Origin of the sequence: Streptomyces sp. NBC_01433 (assembly GCF_026340105.1) — a bacterium.
Lineage (GTDB): Bacteria > Actinomycetota > Actinomycetes > Streptomycetales > Streptomycetaceae > Streptomyces.
The window spans coordinates 3163513-3177938 of record NZ_JAPEPM010000001.1 but is presented as its reverse complement, the minus strand read 5'-3'; the positions used below and the strand labels follow the sequence as shown (position 1 = coordinate 3177938).

The 14426-nt window shown below is 67.2% G+C and carries 9 protein-coding genes; 6 read left to right on the top strand and 3 right to left on the bottom strand.

Going from position 1 to position 14426, the window contains the following annotated elements; genetic code table 11:
• Positions 1-3 precede the first annotated feature (3 nt).
• Positions 4-201 carry a hypothetical protein gene (locus OG413_RS14305; RefSeq protein ID WP_037882410.1) on the bottom strand — a complete coding sequence of 66 codons (198 nt, stop codon included), beginning with the start codon at positions 199-201 and terminating at the stop codon, positions 4-6.
• Between the two features lie 156 nt (positions 202-357).
• Here OG413_RS14305 and OG413_RS14300 point away from each other — a divergent pair, with 156 nt between their 5' ends.
• Entirely contained in the window at positions 358-1080 is a 723-nt protein-coding gene (locus OG413_RS14300) for a GntR family transcriptional regulator (protein WP_266805676.1), read from the top strand.
• 70 nt (positions 1081-1150) lie between these two features.
• Here the strand turns inward: OG413_RS14300 and OG413_RS14295 are convergent, their stop codons facing one another.
• The gene (locus OG413_RS14295) at positions 1151-1996 is read right to left on the bottom strand and encodes a GntR family transcriptional regulator (RefSeq protein ID WP_266805674.1); all 846 of its coding nucleotides are present in this window, start codon (positions 1994-1996) and stop codon (positions 1151-1153) included.
• 259 nt (positions 1997-2255) lie between these two features.
• Here OG413_RS14295 and OG413_RS14290 point away from each other — a divergent pair, with 259 nt between their 5' ends.
• The 5 genes from OG413_RS14290 (at position 2256) to OG413_RS14270 (ending at position 6836) form a co-directional block, all read left to right on the top strand.
• Positions 2256-2582, top strand: coding sequence for a hypothetical protein (locus OG413_RS14290; RefSeq protein WP_266810139.1), 327 nt, complete (start codon positions 2256-2258; stop codon positions 2580-2582).
• Positions 2582-3910, top strand: a complete 1329-nt coding sequence (locus OG413_RS14285; protein ID WP_266805672.1) for an FtsK/SpoIIIE domain-containing protein — start codon at positions 2582-2584, stop codon at positions 3908-3910. Before OG413_RS14290 ends, OG413_RS14285 begins: the two co-directional genes overlap by 1 nt.
• A gap of 136 nt (positions 3911-4046) precedes the next feature.
• Positions 4047-5393 (top strand): replication initiator, encoded by a 1347-nt coding sequence (locus OG413_RS14280; RefSeq protein ID WP_266805670.1) that lies wholly within the window; start codon positions 4047-4049, stop codon positions 5391-5393.
• On the top strand, positions 5386-5571 hold the full coding sequence (locus OG413_RS14275; RefSeq protein ID WP_266805668.1) for a helix-turn-helix domain-containing protein: 186 nt from the start codon (positions 5386-5388) through the stop codon (positions 5569-5571). Before OG413_RS14280 ends, OG413_RS14275 begins: the two co-directional genes overlap by 8 nt.
• Entirely contained in the window at positions 5568-6836 is a 1269-nt protein-coding gene (locus OG413_RS14270; protein ID WP_266805666.1) for a site-specific integrase, read from the top strand. The genes OG413_RS14275 and OG413_RS14270 overlap by 4 nt, the downstream gene beginning before the upstream one ends.
• Before the next feature lie 587 nt (positions 6837-7423).
• Here OG413_RS14270 and OG413_RS14265 read toward each other — a convergent pair.
• Complete coding sequence (locus OG413_RS14265) at positions 7424-14320, bottom strand: polymorphic toxin-type HINT domain-containing protein (protein WP_266805664.1); 6897 nt, start codon at positions 14318-14320, stop codon at positions 7424-7426.
• Between the last annotated feature and the right edge of the window lie 106 nt (positions 14321-14426).

Below are 14426 nucleotides of genomic sequence, written 5' to 3'. Positions count from 1 at the left end.
GGCTCATTGGTGGCCCTCCGGGTGGCGTCGCATGTAGACGTTGCAGTCGCTGACGGTGGTCATGTCTCCGACCACACGAGCCCGGTCGCGCACGTTGGCCAGCTCCGCGCACCCCGCACAGCCCTCAACGGGTACCGGCTCCAGCTCCAAGCGCAAGGGGAGTTCAACTGGCGGGGTCGAGTACCTGGTCGGCTCCGTCACTGCACATCGCCACCTCTCAAACGTCACATGGCCGACCTCTTGACAGGTCGGTGCTCTAGTTCAGTATTTGAGTGGCCGAAGCACTCCCGCTACGGTTCACAGTGCACTAGTGTGCTCCCACTGACACCACGTCAACTCAACGGAGGGGCACGCCTTATGCCCAGTCCCAAGACGTTCACGAAGATCGCGGATCACTTCCGGGAGCGCATCCTGTCGGGAGAGCTTGAGCCCGGCGCCAAGCTGCCGACGAACCGGGAGATCGCCGGCCAGTGGCAGGCCGCAGCCGCCACGGTCTCGCGGGCCTTGCAGGCTCTCCAGGTGGAGAACTTCATCCGCACCACCCCCAGGGGCACCTACGTCGCCGACGACCCTCGCTGGACGCTGTCGGCGCGGGACCGGCTGGCTCGGGTCCAGCGGGTGAAGTCGTTCCTGGCCGAGGGCGAGACGAGCCGGGTGACGGCTGCCGAACTGATCACCCCGCCGTTGTATGTGGCGGAGATCTTCGACCTGGAGGCCGGGGATCAGGTGGTGCGGCGCGAGTGGCTGGCGGGCCGGGGAAAGACCCGGACCGTGTTCGCGGTGACCTGGTACCCGGCCCCGTTCGCCGCCCTCGTGCCGGATCTGCTGAACACGGCCCCGGGCCGCAATCACGGACTGTCCGCCCGGGTTCTGGAAGCCACCGGGCGCACGATCACCCACGCCCGCGACGACATGCACGCCCGCCCAGCCGACGCCCGAGAGGCGAGCGCACTGGGGCTGCCGGTCGGCTCCCCGATCCTGGCCGGCGCCCACCGCTGGTCGGACGTGGAAGGGATCATCGAGTACGGGGAATGGTGCCTGCCGACCCGGTTCACCATCGGCTACGAGTACCAGCCCTGACCGATCCACACGAAGCATCCCCGGAAGCCGGCCTGCGGCCTTCGGGGACGCCGTCGTTCACGCGCCCGCCTCAGTTGGCGTCGCGGCCTTCGAGACGTTCGACACGTTCCTCCAGCTCCTCGATCCGCTCCAGGGCTCGTTCCAGCTTGTAGGCGAGATCCGCTACTCCGGCCGCCCCCGGGAACTCCTCCTGCGGGGCAGTCGACAGTTCGTCCGACTCGTCCACCGGCTGCACCGCTACCGGTACCTCTGTGCCGAACTCGCCTCCCACGACGACATACGCCATCGAACCGTTCCGCTGATGGGCCTTCTTCATCCTTCCCTCCAGGGTGAGGAAGGTCAGGGCCTGGTCTGCGGATTCCGGGTCGCCGCCGATCGTGTCGACCACGTCGTCCACGGTGACCGTGGTGCCCCTGGCCAGTGATCCGTCTCTGATCTTGCGGACCAGGCGGCCGTGGGTGAGCTGGGTGGCGAAGCCGTGGTCGTCCCAGTCGCGTACGTAGACCTCATCGCCGGGCAGTTCGCCGGGATAGCGCAAGAGGAAGTTGCCGGCCAGCAGGGCGATGGCGTTGGTGACCACGTTGAGCGGCACCGCGTAGTGCTCCGCCAAGACCTCGCGCGCGGGCAGTCTGGCGCCGGGGGCCAGAGCGCCGGAGTAGATCTGCTGCTGGAGGTCTCCTGCGACCTTCTCGAAGGCGTCCTCGAAGTCGGCCGAGCGCGTGACGAACGTGCCGCGCCCCTGGCGGGCGATGACCCAGCCCTCGTTCCTGAGCAGCCGGATCGCCTTTTGCACGGTCAGGCTCGATGCCTTGTAGGTCTGCATGAGCTGGCTCTGCGTCGGCAGGAGCTGGCCGGGCCGCAGTTCGCCGTCCCGGATCTGCTGCCGCAGGTCGTCCGCGATGCGTTCGAACGTCAAGCGCGCTTCGTCAGCAGCAGCCATGCCCATCCCTGGTCCCAGTCCGATTCCACCAGCCGCAGGCCGCTCGCTGCCTGTCGTGTTTCACCAGCTCAGCGGCCTCACGGGGTCAGAGTAGCCGCCTAATGGATGGACCACCCCAAGAATGGATGGAACTCAATAGGGATAGACTTCGGATGGAATGAATGTATGGTTACGGCACGCGATCACCCACACGGGTGACACGCGCCCCTCTGCCTGGAGGTTTGCCGTGAAGACCATGCCCATCGACCAGTCCCAGGCACTGCTGATCCTGGCCTCCGAGTCCCGGCCGCACTTCAAGGACCGTGAAGGCCAGCAGCCCTCGATCGACCGGGCCACCGGCGCCCACCTGCACCTGGTGGACGTGATGTTCGCCTTCAACGGCCGAGCCGAAGTGATCACCGTGAAAATCCCGGAGCCGGGCCTCGGCAAGGGCCTGAAGGTCGGCCTGCCGGTCGCCTTCACCGGCCTGGTCGCCTCGGCCTGGGAGAACGAGATCAACGGCAAGGACCGGCACGGCATCTCCCTGCGCGCCGAGGCCATCACCGCCAAGGCGGGCGCCTGATGCCCGGCAACTCCCTCGGCCTTGTGCTCCTGGCCATGGTCGGCCTCGGCGCGCTCGGGCTGCTGGGCTGGGCCGCGTTCTGCTTCGCCCGCTGGTACCGGGCCGATGCCGAGACCCGGGTCAGCCTGCGGCAGGCGCGGCAGCTGCGGTGGGGCTGGAAGCGGCTCGCCCCGATGCTCGGCCTAGCAGTCAAGGACGCCACCCCGACCGTGCTCCAGCAGTACGGCCCGCAGGACCAACCCGCCAAGCCGCGCGTGCTGGTGCCGCGCCTACGCACCCGCGCCGACGCCTTCGGCGTCACCGTCACCGCCGATGCCCTGCCGCAGGTCGGGCTCAGCGCCTGGCAGGACGCCGGCGAGGGCCTGTGCGACGCCTGGGGCATGCGCCGCATCCGGATCAGCCAGCCCAAGCCCGGAATGATCGTCGCGCGCGGCTTCCGCCGTGAGCCGCTGGAGGCGGTGATCCGCTCACCACTCCTCGGCCCGGACGGCTCCCCCGTCTGCCGACCGGGGCAGTTCGTCTCCACCGATGACGTGCTGCTCGGCTGGGACGAAGACGGCACCTCCATCGTGCTCAACCTCGCCTACTCCGCCCACGCCCTGGTCGCCGGCCTCACCCGCTCCGGCAAATCGATCACCGTCAACACCCTCCTCGCCTACGCCTCGCTCATGCGGGACGTGCGGCTGATCGTGATCGATCCCAACCTCGGTGCGGTCGCGCCCTGGTGGCGTACCGCCTACAAGGTCTCCGACGCCGTCCACCCAGACGAGCCCACCGAGATCCTGCGCTGGGTGCGCGAGGAGATGCAGCGCCGGGAGAGGCTCTTCTGGTCCGGACGCACCGACCGCATCACCGTGTTCAGCCCCGAGCTGCCGCTGCTGCTTGTGGTGATCGACGAGGTGGCGAACTACACCCGGCACCCCGACCGCAAGGCCCGCGAACGCTTCGAGGCCGAGCTGCTGGCCATCGCCAGCCAGGGCGCCAAGTTCGGCATACGGCTGTGGCTGCTCACCCAGAAGTCCTCCGCCGACGTGCTCACCACCGCCGTACGCACCAACCTGTCCGCCCGGATCTGCCACCGCGTCGACACCGTCGAGGACTTCCTGCACCTCTTCCCCGACGGCCGGGAACTGGACATCACCGCCGCCGACCGCACCATGCCCCAGGGCGTCTCCATCGCCTCCATCGGCGACATGCGCACCCCCGTCCGGCTGCGCTCGGTCTACCTGCCCACCGAAGCCTGCTGGCAGATCAACGACCTCATGTGCGCCGAAGGGCTCAAGGTCCGCGACCTGCCCGACCGCGTCGACCTGGACAAGGCCGCGTGACCGCCGCCTCCTGGTCCCGTTTCGCAGTGATCCCCGGCAAGGGCGTGTAGTCGCCAAACCCTCGCCCCTGCCGGGGCCTCCCTCCCATCCATCCACGGCACACGTGTGTGCCGCAGTGCAGAGAGGTCCCGCCAGCATGCCACCGCACGACCCGACCACCACAATCCCCCGCCCCGAACCCGCCACGGCCGCGCTACCCACGTTCACCGGGTACCGGGACCTGCTCGGCCTGGTACGGCAGCTGTCCTCCCTGGGTGGCTGCGCCCAGCCGGTCCGCCTCGAAGGCCAGCGCATCGATGACGACTCCTTCACCGGCGAGATCCTGCGCGAACTGAAGTCCAAGGAACTTCCCGCCGGGCACCTGCTGGTCCGCTGCGGCAACCGCCGCAGCACCCGCTGCCCCTCCTGCGCCGAGCTCTACCGTCAGGACACCTACCACCTCATCGCCGCCGGCCTGCGCGGCGGCAAGAACATCCCCGAACAGGTCGCCACCCATCCCCGTGTCTTCGCCACCCTCACCGCACCGTCATACGGACCCGTGCACGGGCGACGCGTGGGCGGCTCCGCCCGCTGCCGTTGCGGACGCACCCACACCAAGGGCGACCCGCTCCTCGGCACCGCGCTCGACCCGGAGCGCTACAACTACACCGGCGCCGTGCTGTGGAACGCCCATGCCCCGGCCCTGTGGGCCCGCTTCATGCTCCACCTGCGTTGCACCATCGCCGCCGCAGCTGGTGTCCCTCAGCGGCTGCTCTCCAAGGTCGTCCGGGTCTCGTACGCCAAGGTCGCCGAGTACCAGCAGCGCGGACTGATCCACTTCCACGCTGTCATCCGCCTCGACGGCCCCGCAGGCCCCTGCACCCCGCCGCCCGCCTGGGCCACACCCGACCTGCTGGCCGATGCCATTCGGATCTCGGCCACCCGCGCCCGCATCGACGGGCCGGAGGCCAACGGCCGGGCCCGCGCCTTCGTCTTCGGCGAGCAGATCGACACCAGGATCATCCGGTCCACGGCCTTCCAGGGCGGGACCACGATCACCGAGGGCAAGGTCGCCGGATACGTCGCCAAGTACGCCACCAAGGGCACCGAAGCCGCGACCGGCACCCTCGACCACCGGCTGAAGAGGATCACCGACCTCTGGTTCGAGTCGGTACCCGAGCACGCCGCCCGCATGATCCGCACCGCCTGGGCCCTCGGTACCCGCGACGATCTCAAGCACCTGAACCTGCGCAAGTGGGCCCACATGCTCGGCTTCCGCGGCCACTTCTCCGCCAAGACCCGCGCCTACTCCACCACCCTCAGCGCGCTCCGGGCCGCCCGAGCCGCCTGGCATCGCCGCCACACCCCGCCGCCCTCCCCGACCACCCTCGTCCTCGCCCACTGGGCCTACGACGGCACCGGCCTCACCCCCGACCTCGAACGCCTCGCCGCACTCATCGGAGGTGGCCCGACGGGCGAACAGGAGGTAGCGACTCGTGCGTGACGACGAACTCCTCACCGTCCCCGAGGCAATGGCCGGCCTCAAGATCGGCCGCTCCGCCCTCTACGACCTCCTGCGCACCCGCCGCCTGGCCTCCCTGACCATCGGCCGCGCCCGCCGCATCCCCGCCCACGCCCTCGCTGACTACGTCCAGCACCACCTGGAAGAGGCCGCCCGATGACCGCCCCCAAGCGCAAGAAGGCCCGCGCCAACGGCGAAGGCACCATCTACCAGCGCAAGGACGGCCGCTGGGAAGCCGCCAGCTACGTCCTCGCCGTCGACGGCACCCGCAAGCGCGTCCGCGTCTACGGCAGCACGCGGAGGGAAGCCGCCGACAAACTCGCCGAGAAGATTGCTGACAGCAACCGCGGCCTGCCCGTCGCCACCGCCGACAGCACCGTCGGCGGGTACCTCACCTACTGGCTGGGCAGCGTCGCCGTCCACCGGCTCCGCGAGAACACCCACACCCGCTACGCCACCTGCGTCCGCCTCCACCTCATCCCCGGCCTCGGCACCAAAAAGATCGCACGTCTCACCGCCAAGGACGTACGCACCTTCCTCGACCGGCTCCGCACCACCTGCCAGTGCTGCACCCAGGGACTCGACACCGCACTGAAGAAGTGCTGCGCGGGCGGCGAGTGCTGCCAGAAGCGGCTGTCCCCCTTGACCGTGACCTACGTGCACTCGGTCCTCAAGTCGGCACTGGAACACGCCGTCTGCGAAGACGAGCTGCCGCGCAACGTCGCCCGCAACGTCAAGACCACCACGCACCAGCCCAGGCGCTTCCGTCCGCTCACGGCGGCCGAGGCTCGCCAGTTCCTCGACGCAGCCCGCGCCGACCGGCTCCACGCGCTGTACGAACTCGCCCTCCGCACCGGACTCCGCAAAGGCGAACTCCTCGGCCTCCACTGGGAAGACCTCGACCTCACCACCGGAACGGCCAGCATCCGCCACTCGCTCCAGCGCACCCGCACCGGCGGCCTCACGCACCTGCCCACCAAAACCCGCGCGTCCGAACGCCGAATCGCCCTCCCCACCGAATGCCTCCACTCCCTCAAGAAGCACCAGGAACGGCAGGACAAGGAGCGAGAGACAGCAAAGTCAGTTTGGAAGGACAGTGGCCTCGTCTTCACCACGCCGACCGGACGGCCTCTCGACCCGGCCAACCTCACCCGCCGCTTCCGCAGCTTCCTCAACCGGGCCGGACTCCGCCGCATCCGCTTCCACGACCTCCGCCACTCGACCGCCACCCTGCTCCTGGAACAAGGCGTCGACCTCGTCGTCATCAAGGAGCTGTTGGGCCACGCACACATCGGCGTCACCGCCGGCGTCTACGCCCACGTCCGACTCCGCCTCCAACGCCAAGCCATCGACAGCCTCGGCAACGCCTTCGCTGCCCAGGACGACGACCCTGACGACCCGCCCGCAGCAGCCGTCGTCCGCTGACGTTGCCGTCAACGTTGCCGTCAAACGACCAAGAAGCCCCGCCGGAAAGAAATTCCGGCGGGGCTTCTTGCGCTCTGAGAGAGGGCGATTCACCGCTATGCAAAGACGAAGGGCGTCACGCAGAGAAGAGAAGATATCGCGCCGTCCGACTTATCGGATAGAGCCCCTCCCTAAGAGCTTGTGGATCACCACGACTCATCGCCCGTCAGAACGATGACTACCTCATCAGGCTCATCGGTTCCGTCTCCGTAGACGTCGACCCGATTCTCTACATTCGGAACTGGAATCAGCAGTCTCACCGATTCATTCGGATCCGAAATTTCGAGGGATGCCTTGGGGAGAGTTAGATTCCCTGAGTACACAAGAACCTTTCCACTCGGCTGGTAAGGCCCCTGCACACATTGGACTGACACCGGACCACTGGCAGCTTGCTGCACCGCGATGAACAAGGAGTCCGGACCACCGTGCACCACATCAGCAGCCGCGTCCCAGCCTGCGTGGTTGTCGGCGCTCTCGGGTGCGGCAGCAACAACCAGACCGTGCGCGAATCTTGTCGTGCACGAGGCGAAAAGCATCATTGAATCCACCTATTGTCTCGGCTTCCACGCCGGGAAGTCGTAGTACTCCTTGATTAGCGTTCGCACGATTCCACCCTGCTGCTTGGAACACGCCTTGCAGTGCGGATACAGAGTCCATGGACCATTCGGGGAGAGCTTATTCGGCGGGTTGTGGTCACCAGTCCAGTGCCCATCCTTGTAGCCAGACTTCTCGGCACCGCAAGCAGCACAACCATTCCGATTCCCGAACTCGTTGACCATTCTCTGCTCATGGGCAAGAACGGTGTCTCCACGCTCAGCGGTAACCCCCTCGGCCTTCTGCCCCTTCAAGTTGGGCCCGAGGGTCAAATTGCAGAGAGTGTCTTCGTTTACGTTATGAACGAGGACCGGCGTCTGCCCCGCCAGCACATAGTACGTGTGGACGTCACTCACAGTCAGGTCATACGTGCGCTGCAGCTCGTCGAAGCGCCGGATGCCCTCGACACTCGCCGTGTCGCCTTGGGCCGTCCGGAGTTCCATGGCCGGCTTCAGGTCACCGGCTTCGATCCATGCCTTCTCCGACTCGACCCAGAACGGGTGGGTCGTGGTGGAGATGAGGGTGGCCTCCGCGCCCTTGTCCGGCGCGATCGTCAGGTCGACGAAGTGCTTGTCGTCCTCGGTGACGATGGTGGCGACGACTTCGCGGGTCGTCGTCTCGCCCGTCTCCGGGTCCGTGACGACGACCAGGTCACCGAGTGCAACCTTTTCGATCGGTTTCTTCGAGCCATCGGCCAACAGGACCATGGTGCCCGGCAGGAAGCTGTGGTTCGGGACCACGCAGGACCCTGGGTCCTTCTTCATCTTGCCCAGCGCGGCCTTGGCCTTGGCCCTGGCAACGGCCAGAGCCTCCTGGGCCTTGCCGACCGCCTTGGACGACTTGATCAGGTCCTTGACACCGCCGATGAGGTCGTCGACCAGACCGACCACCCGTTTGGCGAGCTTGTAGCCCTTGTTCCAGTTCCAGGGAACGCCGTACTTGGCCAGGACCTTGCCGGCCAGGCCTCCCGCGAAGCTCCCCGCCACGTTCAGCAGCGTCTCGCCGCATGCCCCCATGTCGCCGCTGGAGAAACAGTCCAGTGCCGCATCAACGCCGATCAGGTCTCTGACGATCTTGACCAGGGCCTTGGCGGTCTGCTTGATCCGCTGCTTCGCCTGCCCCTGCTGGGCCTTGGCGGCGTTCTCATTGCCCTGGGCGGTCGTCACCTCCGCCTCTGCCTCGGCGGAGCCTCCCGAACAGTACATACCGCACGGGTTGCCGCATGAGTTCCCGAATGGTCCTACGCCCGGCGCGCAAGGCAAAAGCCCGTCCGGGTCGGACAGTGTCACCGGCGAGTTGTGCGCGTAGCTGTACGCGTTCATCTGCTCGGGCCGCGTGTAGTCGATCACCGGGTCGACGGAGATGAACTTCCCGATATCCGGGGAGTATTCGCGCGCTCCCAGATGTGTCAGTCCGGTCTGCTCGTCGATCGTGCCGCCGACGAATCCCTTCTCACCGGGCCATGCCCCGGTCGGCTCCGCACGCGCCACCCCATACGGATCGAAGCGCCGCTGGGTCACCGCGCCCGTGGTCGCGTTGATCGCGAACTCGCCGGTGCCATGGTGGTCGGAGGCGAGGAACGACAGCTCGTTGTTGTTCTGGCGGACGGCTATCGTCTGGCCGGCATAGCTGTAGTACCGGGTGGCCTCGACCGTGGTGGAGCCCTTGGCGAGGCGCAGTTCCATGCCGGGGAGGTAAACAGTGGTCGCCTTGGCGTCGCGCCTCAGGACACGGTTGCCGTCGGCACCGTAGACGTATCCGGTCTCGTCGCCGTTCGCCTCCGTGGACTTGATCAGGTCACCGCTGCCGTCCCATTCCAGATCCTGGGGGTTCCCGCCGATGGTCCGCTTGACGGTGTTGCCGGAGTCGTCGTAGCCGAAGGTGGACTGCCGGTCGCCGGTGGGGGTGTTCTCCACCACCTTGGTCACCGCATGCGGACCCGCGCCGTTTTCTCCGTACGTGAAGTGGCGCGTGACGTTCCGGGTCGCGTCCCCGCCGACGTCATGGGTGACGTCCTTCGTACGGTTGCCTATGGCGTCGGTCTCGTAGGACTTCCAGTACGGAGCCGGTCCGCCGAGGCTCTTCTCGCCCGGCGCCGCCGTACATGCCGCCGGAGTGCCTGCGTCGAGCTCACTGCCCTTGGTACCCGAACCCGTCGCCTCGGCTTCCGTGGCCGACGGCGTCCAGGCTTCCGTCAGCCGCTGTCCCCCGTCGTACGCGAAGCACTGAACGTCCGGGGACGCCCCTGCCTTGTCCGAGATCGCCAGGACGTTTCCGGCCTGGTCGTAGCTGTACTGGGAATATCTGACCGGTCCCGCGTCCTGAACGTTCAGCTTCGCCGCAGTCATGCGGCCCGTGCCACGCTCGTAGTCGTACGACTGCTGGACGTCTTTGCCCTGGCCGGTCGAAAGAACCAGGCCCAACAGTGCGCTTGTCTTCGTGTACTCGGTGTCCGCTACATATGGGGTCTTGCCCTTCATGGACACCGGGCGTTGCAGTTCGTCGTAGGTGTAGGCGATGGCCTCACCCGTCAGGGCTCCGGCCCCGGGCATGCCCTGGCCCTGGACCGTTCCGTCCTTGTTGTACGTGGTGGTGAAGACGTACGCTCCGGCGAGCGCTCCTTCCGAATCGGGAACGGTGTACGCCGTCTTCTCCGGCCGGTAGAGGGAGTCCATGCCCTGGATCACCGACGCGTACGACTCCGTCGGGCTGGTGTACCGGTAGGACGCCCAGGCGTAGCCGACCCATCCGGGCTTGTCGTACTTGGTCTCGGTCAGCTTCGTGCCGCTCAGCGCGTCTCCGGACCACGTGGAGAGCGGCCGACTCAGCCCGTCGTAGACGGTGGAGACCTTGTTGTTGCGGGCGTCGACCGTCACCACCGGCCGGTCGAGACCGTCATATTCCGTCGTCGTCTTGCCGGCGTCCGGGTCGATGGCCACCGTCCTGCGGCCGAGCTGGTCGTATTCGTACCGCCAGATGTTCGTCTGGGAGTCGGTGACGGTCTCCAGCAGTCCGGCCTTGGTGTACGTGTAGTTCGTCGCGTCGTACTGCGTACCCGGGCCGGACGGATCGGGGGCGGAACCGTGGTACTTCCGCAGCTCCGTGAGCCGGCCGGACGCGTCGGTCAACGATGTCGTCGGCGCTTGGCCGACGGGCGGGTCGACATGGGTACGGTCTCCCTCGTACACCGTGCTGGTACGCCACTGCTCGACGCCGGCGACCTGGAATATGTCCGCGGTGGTGCGGCCCAGGCCGTCGTACTCGGTGACCGACTGGGCGTCGACCTCGCCGTCGCCCACGATGAGCAGTTCATCGTTGGCAGGCTTGGCGGCGTTGTAAGTGGCGTTCGTCTTCCTGATGTTGCCCGAGCCGTCGTAGAAGACGTCACCGACCATCCGGGAACCGCCCGCACCTTGGGTCTGGAGCTGGCGCGGCCTCAGCAGGCTGTCGTAGAACTGGTACTCGGCCCCGTACGTGTAGTCGTTGTCGAGCTTCTCGGTCTTGACCACGACCGCCTTGTCCTGACGGACGTTGTACGAGTACTTGATGCTCGGCGTCTGCGACTTCGGCCGGTCCGCCAGCCACACGGAGGTCAGGCGGCCCAGGGCGTCGTACGCGAGGTCGGTGCGCTTGCCGTTGGGGTCCGTCTGGCCTGTCGACGAGCCCCAGGCGGGAGCGAAGTCGGTCGTGGTGGACTGCGTGAGCGTATTGGTGACCTTGGTCTTGGAGATCAGCCCGTTGACGTCGGTGTATGTGGTCCGGGTCCAGTACTTCTCGGCGTTCTCCTGATATGTGGGACGGCCGAACGCGTCGAATTGCGTGGTCCCGGTCACCTGATAGGTGCCTGTGGTCCCGTTGTGCGAGGTGAGGCGCTCCGTCTGGGTGGGAAGGCCCCGTACCGGCGCCGCGCCGAACACCCCATCGTCGTAGAGCGTTCGCTCGTCGGCCAGCACAGCGGTCTTGCGGTCAGGAGTCGCCGAGCAGTCCACGGTGACGGCCTCGCTGCGCGAGGGGAGTTCGTACAGGTTCAGTCCGGCATTGTCCGCGTACCAGAGCCGGGTACAGGTGTCGTCCTCGTCGGTGGCGAGGTCCCCGAAGTTCTCGGTCCGGTTCAACCGGACGTTGGGACTGTAGAGGTCGAAGTACGACACGGACTTCGTGGTGCGCCACGTACCTCCGGACAGCGCGGTGTAGCCCCTGCCGGACTTGGCTTTGACGATGGTCGCGTGACTCGTCAGCCAGGACCGGGTCTGAGTGGCCGTGTCGTGCTTCCAGGGTTCGGTGAGGGACTTGGAGACCACCTTGCCGGCGTTGAACGTCTGGGCTTCGATCTCGAAGCCCGTGAACTCCTTGTGGCCGGTGTACTCGACACCGGTCGAGTCCTTGACCTTCTCGGACCGGGTTCCCCCACCGGACGTCTTGTCGCCGTCCAGGCCCTGGAGATACGTGTAGTCGATGCGCGACTTCATGGATTGGCGGTCACCGCTGGTGACGGAGACCTTTCCGTAGCCCTGCCACTGTCCCCAGGTCAGGAACTTCTCATCGGTGATTCCGTCCGGTTCGCCGTGCCGCCAGCCGGCGTTCCCCTGGTAGTCGTACCGGGTGACCCGATCCACCGCACCGCCGGTACGGTCCGTCTCCTCGACCTGTTTGACGACGTACTTGTGGAACCAGTCCGTACGGGGCTCTATGGTTCCGGGCGGGGCCCAGACGACCGGGTAGCACCGCTTGGTGGACTCCCCGGGCTTGGGCAACGCGGACGCCGTGCAGTCGGCGTCGGCGTAGGTGACGTCCAGCTGGGCACCGGTCTCACTCAGCACGGATATCATGCGATACCGGTGGATGGCATCCGTATTGTCGGTGTCGCTGTCGACGCGGTTCTTCAGGTGGACGCCCCGGAGAACTACGGATGGCAACTTGACCGGGGCACTGCCCTGACCCAGGTGGTTCGCCCGGCCCTCGTGGTCGATCTTGGAGAGCCAGAGCGTCTTCGTCTGGTCGCCGTTGTCAGTGAAGAAGTGGATGAACGTCCAGGCATCCACATCTTTGTAGTCGGCCGCCCCAGTGCCCGTACTCATCCGGGTGGTGACACCCACGAGCCGCTTCGTCGTGAAGAACGTCTGACTGGACTGGGCGAGGGAACACTTCGTGGCAGCCTTGCAGTACCGGTCGACCGGAGTGTCCGGCCAGCGTGCGGCGTTGGCCACGGTGAACTTGCTTTCAGCACAGTCGAAGTCGGCGTCGGGCAGGCAGCGCTCCTTCGTCTCGAACTCGATGCGAGCCGGGGCCTTGGCCGTGTACACCGCGCCGTCGCGCTGGCCGTAGTCGATGCGCTTGAGGTAGCCACCACGGTCGTACTCGGTGCCGTTGACGTCGGTCTTGCCATTCAGGGCGTAGCGGTTCTTCTCCGCCCCGTAGTAGTAGGACATGACGTTGCCGTGTACATCCTTGACGTAGTCGAGGTTCCACCGCCATGCCTGCTGGCAGTGGGCGCTGGCGAACGTGGCCTTGTAGCAGGGCTCGCCGGAGTCGTCGCCGAAGACGGGTGCGGTCCAGGTGGAATTCGTCTGCTCGTTGCCCGTGGTCCAGCCGGGGAGCTTGTTGCGGCCGAAGTGGTACTCGGTGCCGTCCGTGGTGGTGAGCTTCCAGTGCTCCCCGTCGTTGTCGCCGTTGTCCACGGCGTAGCCGGCGGAGGCCGCGTCGGTCTTCTCGATCCTGGCCCCGCTGTCCGAGGAAAGGTGCCACTTCTTGGTCTTGTCATCCTGGAGGAGCTGGCCGGACATGCCGTTGAGCATGATCGTGGCGTTGTCGAAGGCCCAGCACTGTTCCGCCGAAGTCTCGTGACCGTCCTCGGAACACGGCTTGTAGGCCCGCTCGATGAATCCCGGCTCGTAGGAGAAGCCCTCACCGATCCACGACCCCTGGTTGTTGGTCGCCGCGGTTCGCCCGTCCGCGGACTGGGAGGAGTAACCGATCCCCACCGAGGGCGTCAGCCCACCCGGAGTGGGAACCGCCCGCAGGGGATAATCCCAGGAGAAACCGCCGGAGGACGACGCCACGGACCAACTCGCGGAGGGCGCGAGGCTGGTGGCCTTGTAGTCCCCCTTGGACGAGGAGTCACCGGCCGCGACCGCGTACACGGCGGTGCTGCCGTCCGCCGCCGCCGGAGCCGCGGCGACACGCGCGGTCAGCGTCTGCTCGCCGTTGTTGTTCTCGAACCGGAGAGGCTTGGGCGTGGCCTTGCACGAACCACTGCCCGGACCGGCGGTGGCCGCGCAGGCAGGCAGCTCCATCAGCTGAAGTCGCGAACCGTAGGCGCCTCCGGCTCCATCGGCGAACGCCGAGTAGTTCAGGGTCAGTTCGACGTCCCCGGACTTCTCGCGCCCGTCGGAACGCTCCACCGTGAGGAGGGCCGCGCTTCCCCATTCCTGGGCGGCCCGGTGGCCGAGGGACGAGACCTTCACCTTTGTCGGCGCCGGCCCGGAAGCGGGCTTCGGCCTCGCCCCGGCCGGGGCGACGGAGATCGGTATGCCTCCGGGCAGAGCGACTGCGGAGGGCGAGGCTCCTGCCGCGCGGCCCGCGAGGAGAGGCGGCGCCGTGGAGACGGCGATCTCCGTGCTGCCCCGCTTCGGCCAGGTGACGGCGCCGAGCCGCTTGGTTGCCGCCTTCTTCGCGGGGTCGTGGGGACGCGACGCCGCCCTTGCGTCCTTGCCCCGGACCGGGGCGGATTCGTCGGCAGTGAGGCCCGGGAGCCGGGCCTCCTCCGGCGGTGCGGGCAGAGCCTGGGCCGCGCCCGCCGTGAGGGCGAGGGCCAGGCCCAGCACAATGGCGCCTCCCGTATGCCTGGGCATTCGGGGGACGAGGAGACGGCCACGCATAGACATCAGGCAACTCCGCAGGGCAGCATTCGGTCGGTCCGGGGTCGGTCGATAAACGTTCTGGCGTGGGGCGGCCGGA